This is a genomic window from Ensifer sp. NPDC090286 (assembly GCF_044769565.1).
Classification (GTDB): Bacteria; Pseudomonadota; Alphaproteobacteria; order Rhizobiales; family Rhizobiaceae; genus Ensifer.
Genome location: NZ_JBIVYF010000001.1, coordinates 482,491 through 505,072, shown reverse-complemented (window position 1 = coordinate 505,072; position 22,582 = coordinate 482,491). Strand labels below are relative to the sequence as shown.

Below are 22,582 nucleotides of genomic sequence, written 5' to 3'. Positions count from 1 at the left end.
GAACGAGTCTGATCCTAGCAAACTCTAGCATTAAAAGTGTTGCTGAATCGTCACATTGCGGGACAGTGCGGACGCGTGGTTAAGGAGCTCCACACAAAAGAAAGGCCCGGTAAAAACCGGGCCCTGCTGGATCAGATGACGAAGGATCAGAACTTCACTTTGATCGATGTCGAAATGGCACCGACAAAGTCGTCGTCGAAATCGTAGGAAACGTCGTCACCAATGACGTCGTCGCCATACTTGACCGCGCCGGAACTGCCGCCGGTCATGATGCCGACAGCACCAGCAAGACGGAACTCAAGATTTTCGGTCGGCGTGTAGGAAACACCGGTTCCCAGCGTCCAGGTGTCGGTCTGCGTTCCATAACCGTGGCTGGTGCCGCGGTCCCAGGTCAGGCTGACAGCACCGCTCCATTGATCATTGAACTTGTGGCCGACACCGCCGGTGATCGTCCAGCCGTCACGGTAGAGAAGATCAAGGCTCGTGCATGGCGTAGTACGGGAGACCGTTGCGGGGCAGAACTTCAGGACCTGAAGCTGGCTCCAGTCCGTCCACTTCACCGAGCCAAATGCCGCCCAACCGGGTGCAAAGCCGCTCTGCAGCTTGAGTTCCAGCGAGTCCGGCATCGAAGCCGCACCGTTTACGTCGTATTTCGTACCGGTCACAAGGCCCACGCCCGGCACAACGAAGCCCAGCTGGCGAAGGTCGATGAAGCCCGAGAGGTTATCCAGATCGACAGCACTGTTGTAGACAAGGCTCGCTCGCAAGGCATACTCGGGGATTTCGTAAGCAGCACCTGCGCGCCAGCCCCAGCCATGCCCTCCAAGCTCGAGCCTGCCAATGCCGGTAAAGGCACCAGCGAGCGGCGTGCCTGTATAATCCTGAACCAGCCTTTCCTTGAAGCCGTCGACTTCCTGATAGAAGACGCCGCCGATCACACGGAACTGGCCCGGACCCATGTCCCATTTGTAGGAGCAGGTCGCGGCGTAGTTGTCGCTCTCTACCTTCGTTTCGATATTGCTGTTGGCACCGGCCCAGTTCTGCCCCGGATTGGTGTGGGCACCCCAGGGCTGGGAGTAGTCAGCCATACAGTCGACGCTGTCACCAAAGGCCGCCTTAACGCCGACGCGCGGAACCCAGTAGCTCTCGGTGTCGTCAGCAGTATTCGGTCTGTTGTTGAGATTGCCGCCACCAAAAGTCCCGGTAAGGATGTTGGTGTTCCCGGTATCGGTATCACGGACGTTCTTCAATTCGCGCTGCGGATTGACGTAAGTCGCCGACGCTTCCCCAGCATAGTCCGACGGATCGAACAGCAGATCGATGTTGTAACCGCCGCGCTCAAGACCGCCCGCGTGCGCGGCGGAGGCAAACAGCAAACCCGCTGCTACCGACAGAACACCCCGCTTGAAATTCATGTGAGCCATCCAGCTCCTCCCCCTGCACTGCAAACTGCGACATTCCACCTCATGTCGTGTGGGCCGAAGTATTCTCACGATCCCGTGAAATCGCAAATGCGAGATCTAGCAGGTAGCACGCCCGATCGGTCACAGAATTTACGTAAGATTCTCATGATTTAGCCACAATGGCGCCAGATTGGAACCATTTTTCCAAAATCATGGACGAAATCCACTAAATTAGAATGGATTTCCAAACCATCGAAAACCTGTGTCACCGGAACAACATTATCGCTTTTTGCGGTAGAACGACGAAAAACTCCGTTGAAGTTCCGTTCAAACACCACGCGAGCTTAATCGCTCGCCCAGCGGATTCAACTGATCGAATCAATGCCAAATCTCGATAGGCGGAAGTTTATCTTGTATTTCTAAAATAAAAATCCGCGGCATTTCTGCCGCGGATTTCGTTTCTTGACGGTCGAGCATTCTCTTGAACGCCCGCTTCGTTCCCAGCGAATTTCTCGCCTCATCCGGCCTCGGCGACGCGCGTCAGCGCAACGCTCAGCGATTCCTTCTGGAGATCGAGTTCGACGAGACGCTCACGTTCCGCTTCGACCAGCTCCGGCTTGGCGTTGGCGACAAACTTCTCGTTTGCCAGCTTGCCGAGGATACGCTCGCGCTCGGCTTCCACCTTGGCGATCGCCTTCTCAAGCCGCGCTTTCTCGGCCGAGAGGTCAATCAGGTTGCCGAGCGGCAGGCAGGCCGTTGCCTCGCCAACGACGATCTGGGCGCTGCCGCGCGGGGCGACAGTGGCGTGATCGATATGTTCGACACGCGCCAGGCGACCGATCGCCTGGGCATGCTGCTGCAGCCGCTCGCGCGTCAGGTTGTTGGCGCCGACCACGATCAGCGGTGCCGTTGCCGCCGGCGGAACGTTCATCTCCGAACGGACCGAACGAATGCCCGAGACCAGATCGATCAGCCAGTTGATCTCGTCAGCCGCCGTGTCATCGGCATAGGACGGCGCCGGCCATTCGGCGTGGCACAGCAACGTCGAACGCTCCTGCCCCTCGCCCGCCGTCTGCGCCCAGAGCTCTTCCGTCATGAACGGCATGAACGGGTGCAGCAGCTTGTAGATCTCGTCGAGAACATAGGCGACGCAAGCCTGCGACTCGCGCTTTGCCGCTTCGTCCTCGCCGCCGAAGATCGGCTTCAGCAGTTCGAGGTACCAGTCGCAGAACTGGTTCCAGACGAACCGGTAGAGGCTGCCGGCCGCGTCGTTGAAGCGATAGGCATCGAGCGCCTCGGTAACGTCCCGGATGGTGCGCGACAGTTCCGTCAGGATCCAGCGGTTGACGGTAAGCGACGAGGCTTCGGGAATGAAGCCATCGCTGCTGGTAACGCCATTCATCTGGGCAAAGCGCGTCGCGTTCCACAGCTTGGTGCCGAAGTTGCGATAGCCGGCGATACGGGCCGGGTCGAGTTTCACGTCGCGCCCCTGGGCGGCCATGATCGCCAGCGTGAAGCGCAGGGCGTCGGCGCCGTACTCGTCGATCAGTTCGAGCGGATCGATGACGTTGCCCTTCGACTTCGACATCTTCTGGCCGTTCTTGTCGCGAACGAGAGCATGGACATAGACCGTATGGAACGGCTCGACCGGGGTGCCGTCGGCATCCTTCATGAAATGCAGGCCCATCATCATCATCCGGGCGACCCAGAAGAAGATGATGTCGAAACCGGTGACCAGCACGTCGGTCTGGTAATACTTCTCCAGTTCCGGCGTCTCGTTCGGCCAGCCGAGCGTGGAGAACGGCCAGAGCGCCGAGGAGAACCAGGTGTCGAGAACGTCTTCGTCACGCGTCAGGATTTCGCCCGGCTTGAAGTTCTCGAGCAGGTCCTCGACATAGGCCTTCATCGGGCCTTCATGCGCCAGATAGTGCTGGATAGCGGCGTGGAGCGCCTCTTCCTCGGTCTTCTCGACGAAGACCTGGCCGTCCGGACCGTACCAGGCCGGAATCTGATGCCCCCACCAGAGCTGACGCGAAACGCACCAGGGCTGGATGTTTTCCATCCACTCGTAGTAGGTCTTCTCCCAGTTCTTGGGAACGAAGTTGGTCCGGCCTTCCTTGACCGCGGCGATCGCCGGCTTCGCCAGCGTCTTGGCGTCAACGTACCATTGTTCCGTCAGGCGCGGCTCGATCGGCACGCCACCGCGATCGCCATGGGGAACCATGTGCTTGTGCGGCTCGATCTTGTCGAGCAGGCCCGCCTCTTCGAAGATGCGGACGATGATCTTGCGCGCTTCGAAGCGGTCCTTGCCTTCGAGTTCGTCCCAGGCGCCATGCAGGGCTGCGGGATCGCTGAGCCCTTCGAGGAAATCCTCGTTGTCCTTGATGGTGATGCGCCCTTCGATCGTCATGATGCTGATCGCACGCAGACCGGCGCGCTTGCCGACGTCGAAGTCGTTGAAATCATGCGCAGGCGTGATTTTAACCGCGCCGGTGCCGGCGGTCGGGTCCGCGTAGTCGTCGGCAACGACCGGAATGCGGCGACCAACGATCGGCAGGATGACGTGCTTGCCGATCAGCGGCTTGTAGCGCTCGTCCTCGGGATTGACGGCGATGCCGCTGTCTCCGAGCATGGTTTCGGGACGGGTGGTGGCAACGACGAGATAATCGCGCTTTTCCCACTCGGTCGCTTTGCCGTCTTCATCGAAGGCAACCGGGTAGTCGAAGGTGACGCCGGGCTCCAGCGGGTAGCGCAGATGCCAGAGGTTGCCGTTGATCTCGTGCTGCTCGACCTCCAGATCCGAAATCGCGGTCAGGAGCTTCGGGTCCCAGTTGACCAGACGCTTGTCCTTGTAGATCAGGCCTTCCTTGTAGAGCGAAACGAAGACCTCGAGAACGGCTTCTGACAGCCCTTCGTCCATGGTGAAGCGTTCACGCGACCAGTCGCAGGACGCGCCGAGCCGCTTCAACTGGTTGAAGATGAGCCCGCCCGATTCGGCTTTCCATTCCCAGACCTTCTCGATGAAGGCTTCGCGGCCCATCTGCCGGCGGTGCTGCTGGCTCTCCATCAGCTTACGCTCGACGACCATCTGGGTCGCGATGCCGGCATGGTCCATGCCCGGCTGCCACAATACGTCCTTGCCGCGCATGCGTTCGAAGCGAACCAGCACGTCCTGAAGCGTGTTGTTGAGCGCGTGGCCCATGTGCAGCGAACCCGTCACGTTCGGCGGCGGGATCACGATGCAGAAACTGTCGGCGCCGGGCTTGGCACCCGCCCCTGCACGAAACGCGTTTTCTTCGTCCCACTTCTTGGCGATACGCGGGTCGACGGATGCGGAATCGTAGGTCTTATCAAGCATTTTGGAGCCAATTTACGAGATTGATGTCAGCGTCTTGTAAACCGGAACGGCCGGTGCAAGTCAACATGAACGCAAAAAGCCGCGACGATCGCGCGGCTTCTTTGATGTTCGGCTTCGGTTTTTAGCGCCGAGGGCCGCGCGCGACCCGCTCGATCTCCTCGCGGACGAGCCGCTCGACAAGCGTCGGCAGATTGTCGTCGAGCCATTCCTGCAGCATCGGCCGCAGCATCGCCTCGGCAATTTCATCAAAGGAACGTCGCGATCCCTGATCCACTGCGTGGGCAAGATCGCCGAAGGACTGAGCGACCTTGCGTCCGACCTCCGGGGAGACGATCGCCGCAAGTGCCGTCTCCGGCGCGGGCGCATCCAGCGCGACGGCTGCCACGGGCGGAATAGCGCTTAAAACTTCCGGTAGTTCGACTGGCGAGGGCGCGGCGACCTCCGGCTCGGCCGGCGCCTCAGCCTCGGCAATCGGCTCGATCACCGGCGCTTTCGGGGCAGAAACCGCGGCCATGCGCGAGGTGACGACAGGACTGTCCTGAATGGCGACGACCTGCGGCGCAGGCTGAACTTCCCGTGCGGGAAAACCCGTGGCATGACGCTCGGAGGCGGCCCGAACTCGCGCCGCGACATCGGCCAGCGAAAGCGGCGGCTGTGCTGCCGACGACGGCTCCGTCTGTACCGTCGGGCTTTCCACGGCCGGCGCGACGGAGGCCGACTTGGGGGGCTCGTCCCGCTCATCGCGCCGGCCAAAGGCGATCGTCTCGATCTCGCTGTCGATGGTTAGCTCGATCTCGTCGCTAGCCTCGTCCTCGAACTGCTCCTGCGGCGCGAATCCGGCTTGCCCGGGTTCGTTGCTCTCAATGATCTTGCGAATGGATGCCAGGATTTCATCCATCGAAGGTTCGCGCGCGACATTGAGCTGTGCCATTTCCATCCTCGTTCGACGCGGCTGACATGTGTGCCAAAAACGGACATGTGCCGGTTATCGACAAACCTTAAGTGAGTTCGCGGCCGAAACATACGCCACGAATCAACGCTTAAGATTCTTGCACAGATTTGTTTTCAGGGGAAAAATAGAAACGCCCCGGGGATACCGGGGCGCTCCTGCAATTTCTGGAAAGACGAGAGGACGCTCTTAGCGACCGTCCACGGTCCGCAGGCCGATCCACTTGTCCTTGACCGCCTCGTAGTGCTCCTCGGAGCGATATTCCGCGACCTGAAGCCCCTGGTCCTTGACCGTCAGCCGCGCAGAGGCCGCAAGCAACGAATAGCTGGCGACAACGGCGTCGCGTTGCGCCAGAGCGAGGAGTTCCTGCGCCTGAAGCACGTCCTGCTGCGAATCGAGTACGTCGAGGGTCGTGCGCTGGCCGACCTTGCGCTCTTCGATCACACCATCGAGCGCCAGCTTGGCAGCGGAAATCTGCGCCTTGTTGGCAGATATGCGCGCAATCGCGGCTTCCAGCTGAGCATAGGCCGAGACGATGGTCTGCTGCACCGAAGCGCGAGCGGAATCGACGAGGATGCGCTGCTGACCCAGACGTTCCTTGGCCTGGCGGATCTGGCCGTACTCGGCGCCGCCCTGGTAGATCGGAACCTCAAGGCGAGCGGTGATGCTGGAACTGTTGCTGTCCAGACCACGATCGCCAGCATTGCCGGTGGTGCGACCGACCTGGCCCTGCAGCGTCACGCCTGGGAGCATCGTGCCTTCGGCCGACTTGACCTGATAACCGGCCGAATCGACCGAGTACTGCGCCGACAGAATGATCGGGCTTTCGCGCAGCCCCGTCGCCACAGCCTGATCGAGCGTGCGCGGCAGGCTCTTGGAAGCCGGCGAAGCCTGCTTGATGCCCCGCGGCACATCACCGACGATCTGCACATAGGTCGCTTCGCTCTGCTTCAACTGAGCGACGGCGACGATAAGCTGCGACTGGGCGTTGGCGAGCGAGGCTTCTGCAAGGCTGACGTCGGTACGAGTACCCTCACCCACGTCCAGACGGGCCTTGGCCGCGTTCACCTGCTCCTGAAGGAAGGCGATGTTCTGCTTGCGGATCGATACGAGCTGCTGGTCGCGCGCGATGTTGGAGTAAATCGTGGCGGCCGAAAGGAGAATTGAAATCTCGTTGGCGCGCAGCGATTCGCGGGTTGCAAACACGTTCGATTCGGCGGCGCGAACATTGTTCAGCGTCTGAAAGCCGTCAAACACCATCTGGTTTACGGTGATGCCGACCTGTCCCTGGTGGAGGTCTTCGCTCAGGGTCTTTTCCCGGTCGATGGTCGAAAGCGTTCCGGACGCGAAGGCCGCCACCTGGGGGCGAAAGCCAGACTTGGCGATCGGCACACTCTCATCGGTCGCCCTGAGGCCGGCCCGCGCGGCGTTCAGGTCAGGGTTGTTTGCGTAGGCTTTGGCCATTGCGCCGAAGATCGTCTCGGCCAGTACTGCTTGCGGTGCAAGCAGCAAGCTTGTCGAAACGGCGGCCATGAGGGCCGCTTTGCGGACAATCGACACCATTACTTCTCTCTCCGATCGGGGCGGCAGAGCCTGCCCTCTATTTCCGCGGCGCCGCTCTTTTTGCAAAAAGTGACCCCAACTAGACACGGCGATGAAGCGCTCACACCGCCCACTGGTGAGCAAATCACTACCACTGCACTCTTTGAAACCCGGAATCAGCATTCCGACAACTGGGCAGCCGTACTCTGCGCAGCCATTTCAAAAAGAAACAAGTACCCCGTTGCGAATTGGCAACATTGTTATTTTAGCAGCGCATTTAATTGTTGATATCCCTCAATAAGTGGGACCTCAGAAAACAAATTCCTGTGCACGACGGAAGCCGGGGAGCGGCTTGACCGCGGTGTTGAAATCGGGGCGCTCGGACGTCTTTCCGTGCTCGTGCACATAGAGTTTAGCGCGAGAAGCATTGCCAAATCCTTCAACGACGACGAGCCGCCCACCATCGCGCAGCTGCCCGAACAAAGCGGTCGGCAGGACTTCGACCGAGCCGTGAACGAAGATCACGTCGTAGGGTGCCTCGGCGGCGTATCCCTTCTCGAGTTCGCCGGTTACGACGGCGATGTTGTCGTAGCCGAGGCGGGACAGCGTTTCGGTCGCGGTGGCGGCGAGGCCTTCATCGCTTTCAAGCGCGACGACCGAACCTGCAACCTGCGACAGCAGTGCGGATGCATAGCCGGTGCCGCAGCCGATCTCCAGAACGACATCGGACTTGGCGATTTCGGCCAGCTGGAGAAGCTTGGCGAGCGGCGACGGCTCCATCAGGAAACGCGGCGCGTTGCCGTTGGCAACCTCGAGCGCGATATCCGTATCGATGTAGGCGAGCTCTTTCATCTTGGCAGGCACGAATTCCTCGCGCGGCACGCTCAGGAACGCGGACAGGATCGAGTGGGACGTGACATCCGTCGTGCGGATCTGGTTGTCCACCATCTTGGTGCGCGCTGCTTCGAAATTCATGGTAGTGCCCTCGTGGTCCGGATAGGCGCGGCGCCCGGTTTCGGGCAAGCACGCACGATCGTCTACTGGCTCCCGTCGGAAAGCCTTTGAGGTAAGCTCATAAATCGGCGACCGGCCGGTTTCAAGCGACAGCGGCAATTTGCGCCGGAAAAACGGGAGGGAATTGCACCGCGAACAGCGGAGGCGACACGATTGCTGGCCGGGATCAGCGTCCCGGCGCGCCTTCCAGCCCGACGAGGGCAATCTTGGTGTAGCCGGCGTTCTGGATGAGGTTCATCACCGTCATCAGTTCACCGTAGTCGACAGCCTTGTCCGCCCGCAGCAGGACGCGTGTCTCGGTATTGCCTTCAGTCAGGCGCTTCAACTCGTCGGCAAAGCTCTCGCGTGCCGTTTCATCGTTGCCGATCGCCAGTGCCAGATCGGCCTTCAGCGTCACGAAGACCGGCTTGTCGTCCCGCGGCGCCGGTTTGGCGGCCGATTGCGGCAGGTCGACCTTCATGTCCACGGTGGCAAGCGGCGCCGCCACCATGAAGATGATCAGCAGCACCAGCATGACGTCGATGAAGGGGGTGACGTTGATCTCGGCGTTTTCGTCGAGATCGCCGCCGCCGTCGCTGATTTTTCCAGCCATGGTTCACCCGATCCTTGCGATGGTCGTCTCGGCGTGACCGAAGTCCTGGCGGCGCGGCTGCGCCTTGCGGGCCAGGCGATGGTCGAGGTCGCGGCTGACGAGCCGCTCAACGGCTGCAGCGGCATCGGCGAGAATCACCTTGTAGCCACCGACCGAGCGGGCAAAATAGTTGTAGATGACGACGGCCGGGATCGCCGCCACCAGGCCGATGGCGGTCGCCAGGAGCGCCTCCGCAATGCCCGGCGCCACGATCGCCAGGTTGGTCGTCTGCGCCTTGCTGATGCCGATGAAGGAATTCATGATCCCCCAGACCGTGCCGAACAGACCGACGAACGGGCCGACGGAACCGATCGAGGCCAGGATGCCGGTGCCGCTTGTCATGCGCTTGCCGGCGCGAACCTCGATGCGGGTCAGAAGCGACGAAACACGCTCCTTAAGGCCGCCCGTCGGCGCGTGGTCGATCACCGCCTCCGAGCGGGCCATCTCGTCGATCGCCGCGGCGACCATTTCGGGCGCCGGTCCCGACTTGCTATCGAAGGCGCCCTTGACGTCTGCCAGGCCGTTGGCGGCCGACAGCAGGCGAACCGCGCGCGTCAGGCGCGCCTTGGCGCCAAAGAGTTCCAGCAGCTTGACTACAAAGATCGCCCAGGTGGCGACGGACGCCAGCGCAAGACCAATCATCACGCTCTTCACCACCACGTCGGCGGCCATGAACATGCCGATTGGAGAAAGGTCGTGCGGCAGCACCGGGCTTGCTGCGCCCTCGCCTGTTGCAGGCGCGCTTTCAGCCGTCGTGGTGCCTTCAACCGCGACCGGGGCTCCCTCGCCCGACGCGGCGGCTGGAGTTTGCAGTGCCGGCTGCGCCTGGGTCGCCGGGTCAACCGGCGGAACGGTTGCGGCCGTGCCCTGACCTTCCGCCACCGGCGCGGATGCGGACGGCGCGGTTGCACCGCTCTGCGTGCCGTCAGCCGCGGGTGCGGGGGTTGTCGCTTGGGCCAGGGCGGCCGTCGGAGAAGCTGCGGAGGACAGGACCAGCATTGCGGCTGCCAGCAAATTGATCGTCGATCGGGCTCGTCTCGGCATCTCGTTCCTCACGTACTGATCCAGTTCGTCGTGTCAGGGCGAAGGGTTTGTCGTCGTCCGCCACTACCCTTGCGCGCTTCCGAGGCTGTTTACGCAAAGGAAAACCGAATGACAAGGATTTGTGGAGTTTATCAATCAAGAATAATTTCGCAACCGTCCATTGCCCAGGCTGGACCGACGTTTTCAGGGCATCGGCTGGTCTTCGACGAAGGCGCCGCTGCGCCAATCATAGGTGCGATGCCGCTCCCAGGGACGGGCAAGCGTCGTGAAGGCCGGCCGGAATTGCATGGCGGGTGAGCTGAGCCCCTCCTGCTGTTCCGCCCGGATTTCGATTGCGCCGGTGCGGCGCAGCGTACCGACATCGACGATGCGGGCTCTGTGCACTGCGCACGCTTCGGCTTCGACCCGCGCAGCGACCACGACCAGGTCCGCCTGATCACACAGGGCGGGAAAGAGGCGTGGATTTTCGAGAGTGACGATCGTCCAGCCGACCGCACTGCGCGCCGCGCACCATTGCTTGTCGCGGCAGACGAAACTGCCTGCCTTGCTTGCCGCGATCGCCGATGAAAAATCGGCACGGATTGCTGCAGCCTTCTCTCCCTCAATCGGCGGCGCTCTTCTGACCGCCTGTTCCATGGCCGGATAAAGACCGTCGGCCGCAGGCGGAAGCGTGGCCGGCCGCTCGTGTTTCCCGACGATGAGCGCCCGTTGCCATTGCGAGAATATGAAGTCCGGCGGGCGCGACCGGTTCGTTGCGATGGCATCATCCGTGACCAAGCCGACGAGCCGGCCGTCCTCGGCGATCACGATATCGGGCCGGCTGCCGCCTTCGAATACCAGGCTGAGAAAGCCTGCGCAGATCAGGACGATGCCGGAGATTGCGAGCCAACTGCGCAGGACGCAAAGAAAGACACCGCCGATCGCGATCAGCACAAAGCCGATGGGGCCGATGCGGCCGGTCACGACCTCGCCATCGAGCGACGTCACGAACCGCGCGACGTCGAGCATCCGATCGAGACCCCACGCCATTGCCATCAAGGGCAGATGCTCGAGCCCGAACGGCATCAGCAGCATGGCGAACAGGCCGAATGGCATGATCACGATGCTGATCAGCGGCATGGTGAGAATGTTTGCGATGAGGCCATAGGCCGGCAGCCTATGGAAATAGGCGATCGAATAGACTGACGTTGCCAGACCGCCAATGAACGAGGTGATCAGGATGCCTGCGGCGACGCCGGTGATGAGCCGCCCCTTGCTGCGGCTGCCGGACGCTTCGGCTTTGCCGGCGCGCCGTTCGCGCCAGCGCCCGTAGCCGGCAACCAGCGCCAGCGTGGCAGCGAAGGACATCTGGAAGCCTGGCCCGGCCACGGCCGAAGGCATGAGCATGACGATGACGATTGCGGCGAGTGCGACGTTGCGCAGGCTGATCGACATGCGATCGAAGAACACCGCGACCAGCATGATCGAGATCATGATCCAGGCGCGCAGCGCCGATACGGCGCCGCCCGAGATGAGAATGTAGAGACAGACCATCAGCAGCGCACCGGCCGCAGCCACCTTCTTGATCGACACACGATGCGCCAGTCCCGGTACCATGCTGAGAACGGTGCGCGCGCCGATCAGAAAGGTGCCTGCCGCCAGCGCCATGTTGAGGCCGGAGATCGCCAGCACGTGCGCCAACCCAGCCTGTCGCAGCACCTCGACGGTCTCCCGGCTGATTGCTCTTTCCTCTGCGGTGACCAGTGCCGCCGCAAGCGCACCGGTATCGCCGCCGATCGACGAACGGATCCTCTCGCCGACCGTTTCCCGCATCGCGGCCATCGTCTTTTTCGTCGCCGAAAGCAACGCGGCCACAGTGCCACCCTCTTCGCTCGCGACCTTCTCGGATAGCTTCGGCGCGCCGTAGAAAAACCCGACGGCGCCGATTCCCTTGAAATAACTGTCGAAGGCGAAATCGTTCAGGCCGGGCAGCGCCGGGCCTGAGGGCGGAGACAGGCGCGCCCTCCCCTCGATCAGAGCGCCGAGCGGAAACGGCTCTCCGGAGCCCCGCGTCACCAGCGTCGCCTTCAGCGGCTGACGGCGCAGCTTTGGCCGGCTCGTTTCCTCGATCTCCAGCCCGTAGCGCCACCGGCCGCGATCATCCTGCTCGCGTGAAAAGACGGTGCCCCGCAGGTTCGTGGTGACCGGAGCGTCGAGAACAACCGTGTCGGTGCGCCATGTCTCGATCGCGACCAGCAGCATGCCAGCGATGAACAGTGTCGCGGCAACCAGCGGAGGACCCACGGGCGCCAGTTTCCACCGACAAGCCAGCGCTGCTATTCCGAAAATGCACAGCAGCACTGCAAGATTGGCAATCCGGATATCGAAGGGCAACGCCAGCCAGGCGAGTACACCGAAGATCAAGAACACCGGGATCAACACAAAACCGTGACCGAATGCCCTTTCGTCTTCCATCGCTGCGAGGAACGCCGGCTTGACGGCGGCAGGCCGGAAACGGGCTGCGCGGCTCGCAATTGCCCGCCACGACGGCCGGAGAAACGGGGGTAGCCGCCCTGTTGCAGGCACGGTCGCCGCGATTACGGCGGCATCGGAACCGGGCACCCCGAAGCTGCCGCGTTCGACGTCGAGCGACGCTTGCCGCATTTCCGTTTCGCTCATTGCGCCCGCACTTTAGCCCCTGACTTCGCGGCCGATCATGCAACCAACGTCTCGCAACTGCAACCGAGGCGCTATCTGCCGAAAAAAGCGGCAAACCTATATAGAATGGTACCGCACCATCATCGGACGAGCTTATTGATCTCTTTGGACTTATTGCCGTAACATGCCATTATTGCGTCGCCATATGCACATTTTCGCATCGCACAATTTGCCTTTCGTACAGCTTGGCAGTCGAAAATAAATCATATAGCAAATTCGCAACGTTCATTGTCGTGGCACGTCTGTGTGCCACGTTGCCATAAGACGGAGGGTCCGATGACTGATAAAACCGCGGTTGTAACACTCGATGGAAAGTCGGCGGATCTTCCGGTGCGATCTGGGTCCATCGGCCCTGACGTCGTGGACATCGGCTCGCTCTACAAGCAGACGAAGATGTTTACCTACGACCCGGGCTTCACGTCGACGGCGTCGTGCGAATCCAAGATCACCTATATCGACGGCGACGAAGGCGTGCTGCTGCACCGCGGCTACCCGATAGAACAGCTTGCCGAGCACGGCGACTTCCTCGAAGTCTGCTACCTGCTGCTCTACGGCGAACTGCCGACGAAGGCGCAGAAGGCTGATTTCGACTACCGCGTCACGCACCACACCATGGTGCACGAGCAGATGTCGCGCTTCTTCACCGGCTTCCGCCGCGACGCACACCCGATGGCCGTCATGTGCGGATGCGTCGGCGCGCTCTCGGCCTTCTACCACGACTCGACCGACATCACCGATCCGCACCAGCGCATGGTTGCCTCGCTGCGCATGATCGCCAAGATGCCGACGATCGCGGCCATGGCCTACAAGTACCACATCGGCCAACCCTTCGTTTACCCGAAGAACGACCTCGACTACGCCTCGAACTTCCTGCGCATGTGCTTCGCCGTTCCGTGCGAAGAATATGTTGTCAACCCGGTTCTGTCGCGCGCCATGGACCGTATCTTCATCCTCCACGCCGACCACGAGCAGAACGCTTCGACCTCGACCGTTCGCCTCGCGGGCTCGTCGGGCGCCAACCCGTTCGCCTGCATCGCGGCCGGCATCGCCTGCCTCTGGGGCCCGGCGCACGGCGGCGCCAACGAAGCGGCGCTCAACATGCTTGCCGAAATCGGCACGGCTGACCGCATTCCGGAATTCATCGCCCGCGCCAAGGACAAGAACGATCCGTTCCGCCTGATGGGCTTCGGTCATCGCGTCTACAAGAACTACGACCCGCGCGCCAAGATCATGCAGAAGACCACGCATGAGGTGCTCGCCGAGCTCGGCCACAAGGACGATCCGCTCCTCGAAGTGGCGATGGAACTCGAGCGCATCGCGCTGACCGACGAGTACTTCATCGAGAAGAAGCTCTACCCGAACATCGACTTCTACTCGGGCATCACGCTGAAGGCGCTGGGCTTCCCCACCACCATGTTCACAGTTCTCTTCGCACTTGCCCGCACCGTCGGCTGGATCGCCCAGTGGAACGAGATGATCGAAGATCCGGAACAGCGCATCGGCCGTCCGCGCCAACTCTATGTCGGCGCTCCGCAGCGCGACTACGTGCCGGTCTCCAAGCGCTAAGACCGACAGTCAGCACAGACAACGAAGCCCGGTCAGCGATGACCGGGCTTTTGTTTTTACAGCGTCAGATCGACGCTTCGGACCGGTTGCGGTCAGTCTCGTAATGGCGGCAACACAACACCATCCGAGCGCACACTGCGCGCCAGGCTTCATCTTCAGTGAAATATTGCTGCAATCGCGCCCTCAGGCAGCGGTAAATCTTACGGCTTGCTCTTGTTGAGGTAGCCAAGAACGATCCTGGCCGCTATCTCGCCCGGAGGATGGTCGGTCGCCATGCGCTGCTGCACAAGTGCGTAGCCGTCGAGCATCGAGGCCCGCTGCGCCGTTGCGCCGGAAAGCCGCTCCATCCAGCGCGTCAAAGCACCGGGCCGGATCGATTCGCCGAAATATTCCGGGACGATCGGGAAATCTGCAATCAGGTTGGGCAATGCGCCGCTCCAGATGCGGATCCGCTTGTGCAGGAATTTCACCAGGAAATCAGGCGCATAGGTCGAAACGACGGGCACGCCGGCCAAAGCGAGTTCCAGAATGACCGTACCCGAAGCTGCGATCGCCGCATCGGCCCGATCGAAGGCTGCCCATTTGTCGGCTGCGCCGACGGAAATTTCCGGCTGGATCGTCCAGGATGCGGTAATTTCCCGCACCAGTTTCTCCTGGCGCGGCACGGTCGGAAGCACGAAGCGGACGCCCGGATGGCGGGCAGCGAGTTCCTCGACCGTCGCGCGGAAGATCGGCAGCAGCCGACCGACTTCGCTCGAGCGCGAGCCCGGCAGCAGAAGGCAGGTCGAAACACGCCCGTCCTTGGCGCCTGAAAGGCGCGGCTGGCGGCTTGCGCGAACGGCAAGCACATTGGCGTCGCTTGCAAGCCGATGGCCGACATAGGTGGTCGGAGGCCCTTGCAACCGCTCCATCGCCTCCGGCTCGAAGGGCAAGACGGCAAGCACGTGATCGACATAGCCGCGCATGCGCGGCGCTCGCTCAGGCTTCCAGGCCCAGACGCTCGGGCAGACGTAGTTGATCACGGGCAGATCCGGCAATGCAGCACGGACTTTTCGCGCCACGCGGTGGGTGAAATCCGGGCTATCAATGATCAGAAGCGCGTCGGGTCGGGCTGCTATGATGGCCTTTGCCGTCTGGCGGATGCGCATGATCAGCTTCGGCAGACGGGCGAGCACCTGGGTGAAACCCATGATCGACAGTTCGGAATAGTCGAACAGCGAGCGCAGGCCCTCGGCCTCCAGGGCCTCGCCGCCGACACCGACGAGTTCGACGTCGCGATGGCTTTGCGCCCGAAGCGCGCGGACGAGATCGGCGCCCAGAAGATCGCCGGAAACTTCACCGGCGATCACAGCAAGCTTGTACCGTGGCGCGTTCATCGCCTGTTGCCTCCGGATGCGCGCTCCACTCCGGCGACGAACAGCCCCGCTCGATCGGCGACACTGACCACGTCGCTCCGTTCCAGCACCAGCGCCCGTCCGGCTTCCACAGCAACGCCAGCAAGACCAGCTCGCTCGGCAAGGGCGATGGTGGACGGGCCGATCGACGGCAGATCCGCGCGCAGATCCTGGCCGGGCTTGCAAAGTTTGACGAGAACGCCGCGTCGGCGCGAAGAGACGCGCCCCTCCGCCTTCAACACCGCGACACGCTCCAGCATGGCGTCCGTGCCCTCGGCGCCCTCGAGCGCGACGACACGCCCGCCGACCGCAACCGCCCCCTGCCCCACGTCGAGCGCGCCGAGCGCATTGGCGGCAGCAATACCCGCTTCTATGTCGCGTTGGTCGTCACTGTCAGGCGTTACGGCGCCTATAGGGCCTGAGTCAGCCAGGAGATTGGGAACCACTTCGTGCACGCCGATGACATGCGCGCCGCTTGCCTCGATCAACTGCATCGCCATGCGCAGGACCGCATCGTCCCCGCCCGAGACAAGCGTCTTTAGAACTGACGGTATCTTTGCGAGGGTCCGCAATGTCGGGCGGATATCGCGCCATTCCGGCCGGCGCCGAACCCACCCGGACAAGACGACGCGGTCTATGCCCTCTTCTTTGAATGTCCGGCTGATATTGGCAAAATCGCCGATCGCCAGAACCGAGTGGTCGAAATCGATCCAATCGGCTTCTTCGGCTTCACGCGTGAGTGCGATGATGTAGGGATCTTCGCCGCGCGCACGAACTGCTTCGGCTACATGGTGGGGCAGCGCGCCGCCACCAGCGATGATTGCGAGCCGGCCGCCAGTCGCCGCGCGGCTCGCAGCAGAAGACATCACAGTCAGGCCTTGCCGCGTTGCGGCGACGACAGTGCGCGGTCGCTCTCGGCGCCGATGAAGTCAAGAATTTCCATGACCGGCGCGCAATCCATATAGTCTTCGCGAATCGCTGCGGCATTGGCGCGGATCGATTCCGGCCCTTCGAAAATCTGCTTGTAGGCGCGGCGAACCACATGGATCGTTGCACGATCGATGCCAGCGCGGCTCATACCGACAACGTTAAGGCCACTGAGCAGGCCAGGATTGCCGTTGAGCATGCCATAGGGAATGACATCGTAGCTGACAGCCGACAGACCGCCGACAAAGGCCTGGCGGCCGACGCGGGTAAACTGGTGCACCGCGCAGCCGCCGCCGAGAATGACGCGGTCCTCGACCGTGACATGGCCCGCCAGCATCACATTGTTGGACAGGATGATGTTGTTGCCGAGGCGGCAATCATGCGCAACGTGCGAGTTGGCGAGAAAGAGATTGTTATCGCCGACAACCGTCTTGCCGCCATGTTCGACGGTCCCGGTGTTCATCGTCACGCCTTCGCGGATCGTGCAATTGGTACCGATCAGAAGTTCGGTATCGACAGCACTGTGATGAACGCTCTGAGAATCGCCACCGACCACGGCGTTCGGGAAAATCTTCGTTCCCTTGCCGACCGTCGTCCGGCCGATCACTACGGCATGGCTGAGAATCTCGATGTCGTCGCCCAGAACGACTTTCGGCCCGATGTAGCAAAACGGGCCGATCTTGACGTTCTCGCCGATCACAGCCCCGCTCTCGACGACCGAGGACGGGTGGATCTTCGCAGATGCTGCAATCATGTTCAGGCGTCTTCCTTGCTGACTATCATCGCGCCGATATCAGCTTCTGCGACAAGTTGCCCGTCAACTTTTGCATCACAGTGAAATTTCCAGATATTGCCGCGCTGCTTCTGCTTCACGACATGGAATTCGACGCGATCGCCAGGCACGACCGGCTTGCGGAAACGGGCATTGTCGATGGTCATGAAATAGACCAGGTTCGTGCCGGTTCCGACTTTGCGGGCACAGATCGCGCCAGCCGTCTGAGCCATGCCCTCGACGAGCAGGACGCCCGGCATGATCGGCTGCTCCGGGAAGTGACCGGTGAAATGCGGCTCGTTCGCCGAGACATTCTTGATACCGATCGCCGAATTGTCGCCGTCGATCTCGATGATGCGATCGACGAGCAGGAATGGGTAGCGATGGGGCAGCAGCTTCAGGATTTCTTGAATATCCGCCGTGCCGAGAACCGTTGCTGCTTCACTCATTCGCGCCGCCCTTCTTCTTTTTCTGTCTTTCCTCTGCCCGCATAGCCATTTCCGCGACGTCGCGCAGGAAATCACGCATCGGGCGCGCCGGAATACCACCGTACCGTTCGCCGGCAGGAACATCGGCGGCCACGCCGCTCATAGCGGCGATCTGGACGCCGTCTCCAACCGTGATGTGGCCATTGACGCCGCTGCCGCCGCCAATCATGACGCCATCGCCGATCTTCGTGCTACCGGCAATGCCGACCCCACTGACGATGCCGCAGTAGCGACCGATACGGACGTTGTGACCGATCTGAACGAGATTGTCGATCTTGGTGCCCTCGCCGATCACCGTGTCATCCATCGTGCCACGATCGATCGTCGTATTCGCGCCGATCTCGACGTGATCCTGGATGATGACCCGTCCGACCTGGACGATCTTGATCATCCCGCCTTTCGGGCCCGGCGCATAGCCGAAGCCATCCTGGCCGATGCGAGCACCCGGATGGATGATGACGCTGTTGCCGACGAGCGCGCAGAGCAAGCTTGCCCCCGCAGATATCGTGCAATCGCGGCCGATGCGCACGCCCGGGCCGATCACCGCGCCGGCTGCAATGCGCGTGCCGCGGCCGATCTCGGCGCCGGCCCCAACGACTGCCGTCGGTTCGACTTCGACATCGTCTTCAAGCCGCGCAGTCGGGTCTACGAACGCACCGGGCGCAATCCCGCTTAGGCTCGTATTGCGTGCCGGACGCATTGCAATCTCGTGCAACAACGTACCTGCAAGCGCAAAGGCCGTATGCGGCCGCGCTGTCAAAAGGACGGGAATATAGGCGGGGACGAGAGACGAAATCGTCTTGTCGCAAATGATCGCCGATGCCTCACAGGTCTCGAGTTCGGCACGGCTTTTGCGAGACAACATATAGCACACGTCACCGGGCTTTGCCCGATAGACCGGCGCTACGGAGCGGACAGCGCGGTCAGCGAACGCGACATCCACCAATTCCGCCCCAATTCGATCCGCCAGGTCGCCCAGGCGGATCCCATCGTGGGGCGGAAAAAACCAATTCTGTTCCATGTACACTCCAGAACGATCTTTTCTGGCAGTTCTGGACTGCTTCTTATCAGAACGACGAGGAAATACCGAACTTCAGGTTCTGAACCTTGTCGAAATCTTCCTTGGCGATCGGCCATGCGTAGTCGACACGCAGCGGACCGAAGGGCGAAGCCCAGATCAGACCAACACCGACCGATGCACGCAGCGACGAGTTGTTGCCCTGCACGGTTTCGCCCGGGGCCATCTTGACCTGGTTGCTGTAAAGCGTGCCGGCATCAGCGAAGACTGCACCGCGGAAGCCGCTGTCACGCGGGATACCCGGAAGCGGGAACGTCGCCTCGGCCGAAGCCGTGAAGTAGGTCGTACCGCCGAGCGCATCGCCCGTTGCCTTATCACGCGGACCAACACCGTTACGCTCGAAGCCACGGATGTCGCTGGTACCGAGCTGGAACTGGTCGAAGACCTGCAGATCGCTACCGGTCTCGAAGATATGGCCAGCGCTACCGCCGAGTGAAGCGATGATGTCGGCTTCGTCGTTGACCGTGTAGTACCACTTGGCCTTACCGGTCATCTTGTAGAAGTCGGAGTCGCCACCGAGGCCGGCGAATTCATGCGTGAAGGTCGCAAGAATGCCGTCATGCGGAAGCTGCGCATCGTCGAGCGTATTGTAGGTGATCGACTGCGAAACCGACGAACGGACCCAGTTGCCACCCTCGACCGCACGAACGTAAGGCGATGACAGCTTCGCAACGTTACCACTATAGTCGAACTGCGTGAAGTTGTAGCGCAGCGTCGTCGACAGGTTCTCGGTGATCGGCGCGGTCACGCGCAGGCTGAAGCCCTGATCTTCGTAGCTGTAGTTGTCGTCATCGAAGTCGTTTTCGTTCTTGAAGACGTCGAAGCCTGCGGCCAGACGATAACCAAGGAAATACGGCTCCGTGAACGAAACGTTGTACGTGCGGCTTTCGTCGCCACGACCCGCTGCAACGCGGATGTACTGGCCACGGCCGAGGAAGTTCTTTTCTTCGATCGAAGCTTCGACGAGGAAGCCACCGCCGCTACCGGCAGAGTAACCTGCACCGATACCGAACGAACCGGTCGACTGATCCTGTACGTCGACGATCACTACAACACGGTCAGCGGCGCTGCCCGGAGCGGTCGAAACGTTGACGCTCGAGAAGTAGCCCAGAGCCTCAAGGCGGCGCTTGGCGCGCGCGACCATTTCCTGGTTGAAGGCGTCGCCTTCACCCATGTCGAACTCGCGACGGATGACGTAGTCACGGGTACGGGTGTTGCCGCGGATTTCGATACGCTCGACATAGGCACGTTCGCCCTGATCGACGAGGTAGTCGACCGAGATCGTGTGGTTGCCGAGATCGCGGTTGCCGCGCGGCGTGACGCGAGCGAACGGGTAACCGGCCGAAGCAACGCGCTTCGAGATTTCGGTCATCGTCGCCTGGACGTCCTTGGCCTTGTAGACCGAACCCTCACGGCTGACGACGAGCCCCTTCAGTTCTTCGGCATTGACACCCTCAACGGTCGATTCGACGTTAACCGAACCAAAGTCGTAGCGCGGACCTTCTTCGACGGTGATCGTCACCGTGTACTCGTTGGTCGCCTCATTCAGGGCCGCATCCGAGGAAACGACCTGGAAGTCAGCGTAGCCGCGGTTGTAGTAGAACTGACGCAGCAGCTCTTCGTCCGCACGCAGCTTGTCGGGATTGTAGACGTCCTTGCGCGTAATGAAGGAGAAAATGCCCGATTCCTTCGTCGCGATGACCGACTGCAGACGGCCGTCGCTGTAGGCTTCGTTGCCGACGAAGTTGATCTGGGAAATCTTGGTGCGCTCGCCTTCGTTGATGACGAATGCGAGGTTGACGCGACCTTCGGCGACCGGAACGACCTGCGTCGTCACCGTGATATCGCTTCGACCGATCGCCGCATAGGCGTCCTTGATCGACTGGATGTCCGTCTCGACCGTCGCTTCGCTGTAAGGACCGAGCGGCTGTGTGCGCACGACGCCCTGCAGCTTGTCGTCCTTGATCTTGCGGTTGCCGTTGAAGACGACCTGGTTGACGAGCTGATTCTCGCTGACGCTGACGACCAGCGTGCCGCCGGAAACGTTGATGCTGACGTCGGAGAAGTAGCCGGTCGCATACAGGCGCTTCACGGAAGCGTCGATGTCGGTGTTGTTGAAGCTCTTGCCCGGGACGATCGTGATGTTCGCACGAACCGTCTCAGCGCTGACGCGCGTGGCGCCCCGCACTTCGACGCGGCTGATGGTGGCGGCCTCTGCAACGGACGTGCCTGCGAGCAACCCAACACCAGCGCCGGAAACAACAATGCTTGTTGACAGCGCAGCCGCCGACACCGCGTTCAAAAACCTTGAACCAGCTTTCATGTTCAAATCTTACCTTTTCCAAACGTCGCGCGGCAGTTTCGTGCCGACTCCGGTCACGGTTGCCGTTTTAACCGCTTTTCCCATACAAGCAAGCCAGCTCGTTAATTTCTGTTTACTTCAATTCGAACCGTGGCTTAACGGCCACTACAGCCTCGATTTATCGTAAACAAAACCTTTCGTCGCAAGCCGTTGAAAACCAATCGTTCACAGTATCCGTCGAAATCCCCCTCGCCGTTTCCCCGGCCGAACGCTAGCCGAAGAACATCGATATGTCGTTCCAGGTGGCAAAGACCATGAGCATCAGCACCATGGCAAAGCCGATCCGATAGGCGACATCCTGCGCGGCCGGGCCCACCGGCCTTCCGCGCAAGGCCTCAACCGCATAGAACATCAAGTGGCCGCCATCAAGCACCGGAACGGGCATGAGGTTAAGCAATCCTATGGAAACAGACAGGATCGCGGCAATATTCAGCAAAAACGGAATTCCAAGCGTCGCCATCTGCCCCGAAACCTTGGCGACGCGGATCGGTCCACCGATCTGATCCGCCTTCATCCGCCCGGTCACGACATTGGAGAGATAGTCGAAGGTGCCAGTGACGACATGCCAGCTTTGCAGGACGCCCTGCCCGACGGCCTCGATCGGGCCGTAATTGACGGTGCGGAAGTTACCGGCTTCCTGGTCGGTCAGGATGCCGATGACGCCGATTTCCATCTTGTTGCCGAACTGGTCCGTGAGCTCGGTGCGCTGCGGCACCATGGACAGATCGAGCATCGCGCCGTTGCGTTCGATGCGAATCGAAATCGGCATTTCCGGACGGACGCTGACATAGCGGCGAACGTCGTCGAAGGTGACGACCGGCGTGTTGTCGATCGAAATCAGACGGTCTCCGGGCACGACGCCTGCCTGCGCAGCCGCACTGTTCTCATTCACCCGCGCAACCACCGGATCGGCGACCTGACGCCCGTAGACGGAGAACAGAACGGCAAAGATGGCGATGGCGAGAATGAAGTTTGCGATCGGACCGGCGGCGACCGTTGCCGCGCGCTTCCACAATTTGGCGCCAAGGAAGGTCTGGCTGCGCTCTTCCGGCGCCAGTGCCTCCAGGCGCTTGTAGTCCGGCACGCTCGCCGCATCCTCGTCGCCGTAGAACTTGACGTAACCGCCAAGGGGAATCGCCGCCAGTTTCCACCGCGTTCCGTGCCGGTCGGTCCAGCCGACAAGTTCGGGGCCAAAGCCGATCGAAAAAGCGAGGATGCGGATACCCGACCAGCGGCCGACGAGGTAGTGGCCCATCTCGTGTACGAACACCAGCAGCGTCAGCACCAGAAGAAATGGGATGACGTAGCCGGTCAGAATCTGAAGGGCATCAAACAGATATGTCATGAACGTTCCTCA

Annotated in this window: 17 protein-coding genes; 2 read left to right on the top strand and 15 right to left on the bottom strand. The window is 61.4% G+C overall.

What is annotated here, in order from left to right; all coding sequences use genetic code 11:
- Window positions 1-146: 146 nt before the first annotated feature.
- From ACIQUG_RS02510 to ACIQUG_RS02475, 8 genes are all read right to left on the bottom strand, one after another.
- Complete coding sequence (locus ACIQUG_RS02510) at window positions 147-1,424, bottom strand: outer membrane protein transport protein (RefSeq protein ID WP_402317034.1); 1,278 nt, start codon at window positions 1,422-1,424, stop codon at window positions 147-149.
- 496 nt (window positions 1,425-1,920) lie between these two features.
- The gene (locus tag ACIQUG_RS02505; RefSeq protein WP_192446049.1) at window positions 1,921-4,761 is read right to left on the bottom strand and encodes a valine--tRNA ligase; all 2,841 of its coding nucleotides are present in this window, start codon (window positions 4,759-4,761) and stop codon (window positions 1,921-1,923) included.
- 121 nt (window positions 4,762-4,882) lie between these two features.
- Window positions 4,883-5,692, bottom strand: a complete 810-nt coding sequence (locus ACIQUG_RS02500; RefSeq protein ID WP_402317031.1) for a DUF2497 domain-containing protein — start codon at window positions 5,690-5,692, stop codon at window positions 4,883-4,885.
- 207 nt (window positions 5,693-5,899) lie between these two features.
- Window positions 5,900-7,273, bottom strand: a complete 1,374-nt coding sequence (locus ACIQUG_RS02495; protein WP_402320525.1) for a TolC family outer membrane protein — start codon at window positions 7,271-7,273, stop codon at window positions 5,900-5,902.
- Between the two features lie 288 nt (window positions 7,274-7,561).
- Entirely contained in the window at window positions 7,562-8,227 is a 666-nt protein-coding gene (locus ACIQUG_RS02490) for a protein-L-isoaspartate O-methyltransferase (protein ID WP_043611551.1), read from the bottom strand.
- A 205-nt stretch (window positions 8,228-8,432) separates the two neighbouring features.
- Window positions 8,433-8,858 (bottom strand): TonB system transport protein ExbD, encoded by a 426-nt coding sequence (gene exbD / locus ACIQUG_RS02485; protein ID WP_034796684.1) that lies wholly within the window; start codon window positions 8,856-8,858, stop codon window positions 8,433-8,435.
- Between the two features lie 3 nt (window positions 8,859-8,861).
- The gene (gene exbB, locus ACIQUG_RS02480; protein WP_402317026.1) at window positions 8,862-9,941 is read right to left on the bottom strand and encodes a tonB-system energizer ExbB; all 1,080 of its coding nucleotides are present in this window, start codon (window positions 9,939-9,941) and stop codon (window positions 8,862-8,864) included.
- Between the two features lie 183 nt (window positions 9,942-10,124).
- Window positions 10,125-12,599, bottom strand: a complete 2,475-nt coding sequence (locus ACIQUG_RS02475; protein ID WP_402317023.1) for a ComEC/Rec2 family competence protein — start codon at window positions 12,597-12,599, stop codon at window positions 10,125-10,127.
- A 315-nt stretch (window positions 12,600-12,914) separates the two neighbouring features.
- Here ACIQUG_RS02475 and gltA point away from each other — a divergent pair, with 315 nt between their 5' ends.
- A complete protein-coding gene (gene gltA, locus ACIQUG_RS02470) occupies window positions 12,915-14,204 on the top strand; it encodes a citrate synthase (RefSeq protein ID WP_034796688.1) in 1,290 nt (429 codons plus the stop codon).
- A gap of 200 nt (window positions 14,205-14,404) precedes the next feature.
- Here gltA and lpxB read toward each other — a convergent pair whose 3' ends face one another.
- The 6 genes from lpxB to bamA are packed head-to-tail and all read right to left on the bottom strand — an operon-like array spanning window position 14,405 to window position 21,186.
- Window positions 14,405-15,580: a lipid-A-disaccharide synthase gene (gene lpxB, locus ACIQUG_RS02465; RefSeq protein WP_402317019.1), complete on the bottom strand. Its 1,176-nt coding sequence runs from the start codon at window positions 15,578-15,580 to the stop codon at window positions 14,405-14,407.
- Window positions 15,577-16,464 carry an LpxI family protein gene (locus tag ACIQUG_RS02460; RefSeq protein ID WP_402317017.1) on the bottom strand — a complete coding sequence of 296 codons (888 nt, stop codon included), beginning with the start codon at window positions 16,462-16,464 and terminating at the stop codon, window positions 15,577-15,579. Before ACIQUG_RS02460 ends, lpxB begins: the two co-directional genes overlap by 4 nt.
- A gap of 5 nt (window positions 16,465-16,469) precedes the next feature.
- A complete protein-coding gene (lpxA, locus tag ACIQUG_RS02455) occupies window positions 16,470-17,285 on the bottom strand; it encodes an acyl-ACP--UDP-N-acetylglucosamine O-acyltransferase (RefSeq protein ID WP_192447140.1) in 816 nt (271 codons plus the stop codon).
- Complete coding sequence (gene fabZ, locus ACIQUG_RS02450; RefSeq protein ID WP_034796695.1) at window positions 17,282-17,746, bottom strand: 3-hydroxyacyl-ACP dehydratase FabZ; 465 nt, start codon at window positions 17,744-17,746, stop codon at window positions 17,282-17,284. The genes lpxA and fabZ overlap by 4 nt, the downstream gene beginning before the upstream one ends.
- A complete protein-coding gene (gene lpxD, locus ACIQUG_RS02445) occupies window positions 17,739-18,806 on the bottom strand; it encodes a UDP-3-O-(3-hydroxymyristoyl)glucosamine N-acyltransferase (RefSeq protein ID WP_402317013.1) in 1,068 nt (355 codons plus the stop codon). The genes fabZ and lpxD overlap by 8 nt, the downstream gene beginning before the upstream one ends.
- 46 nt (window positions 18,807-18,852) lie before the next feature.
- A complete protein-coding gene (gene bamA, locus ACIQUG_RS02440; protein WP_402317010.1) occupies window positions 18,853-21,186 on the bottom strand; it encodes an outer membrane protein assembly factor BamA in 2,334 nt (777 codons plus the stop codon).
- On the opposite strand from bamA, the gene ACIQUG_RS02435 reads away from it, so the two are divergent.
- Complete coding sequence (locus tag ACIQUG_RS02435; RefSeq protein WP_192447221.1) at window positions 21,128-21,352, top strand: hypothetical protein; 225 nt, start codon at window positions 21,128-21,130, stop codon at window positions 21,350-21,352. The two genes, bamA and ACIQUG_RS02435, sit on opposite strands and share 59 nt — an antisense overlap.
- An 84-nt stretch (window positions 21,353-21,436) precedes the next feature.
- Here ACIQUG_RS02435 and rseP read toward each other — a convergent pair whose 3' ends face one another.
- Window positions 21,437-22,570, bottom strand: coding sequence for an RIP metalloprotease RseP (gene rseP, locus ACIQUG_RS02430; RefSeq protein ID WP_402317007.1), 1,134 nt, complete (start codon window positions 22,568-22,570; stop codon window positions 21,437-21,439).
- Window positions 22,571-22,582 lie beyond the last annotated feature (12 nt).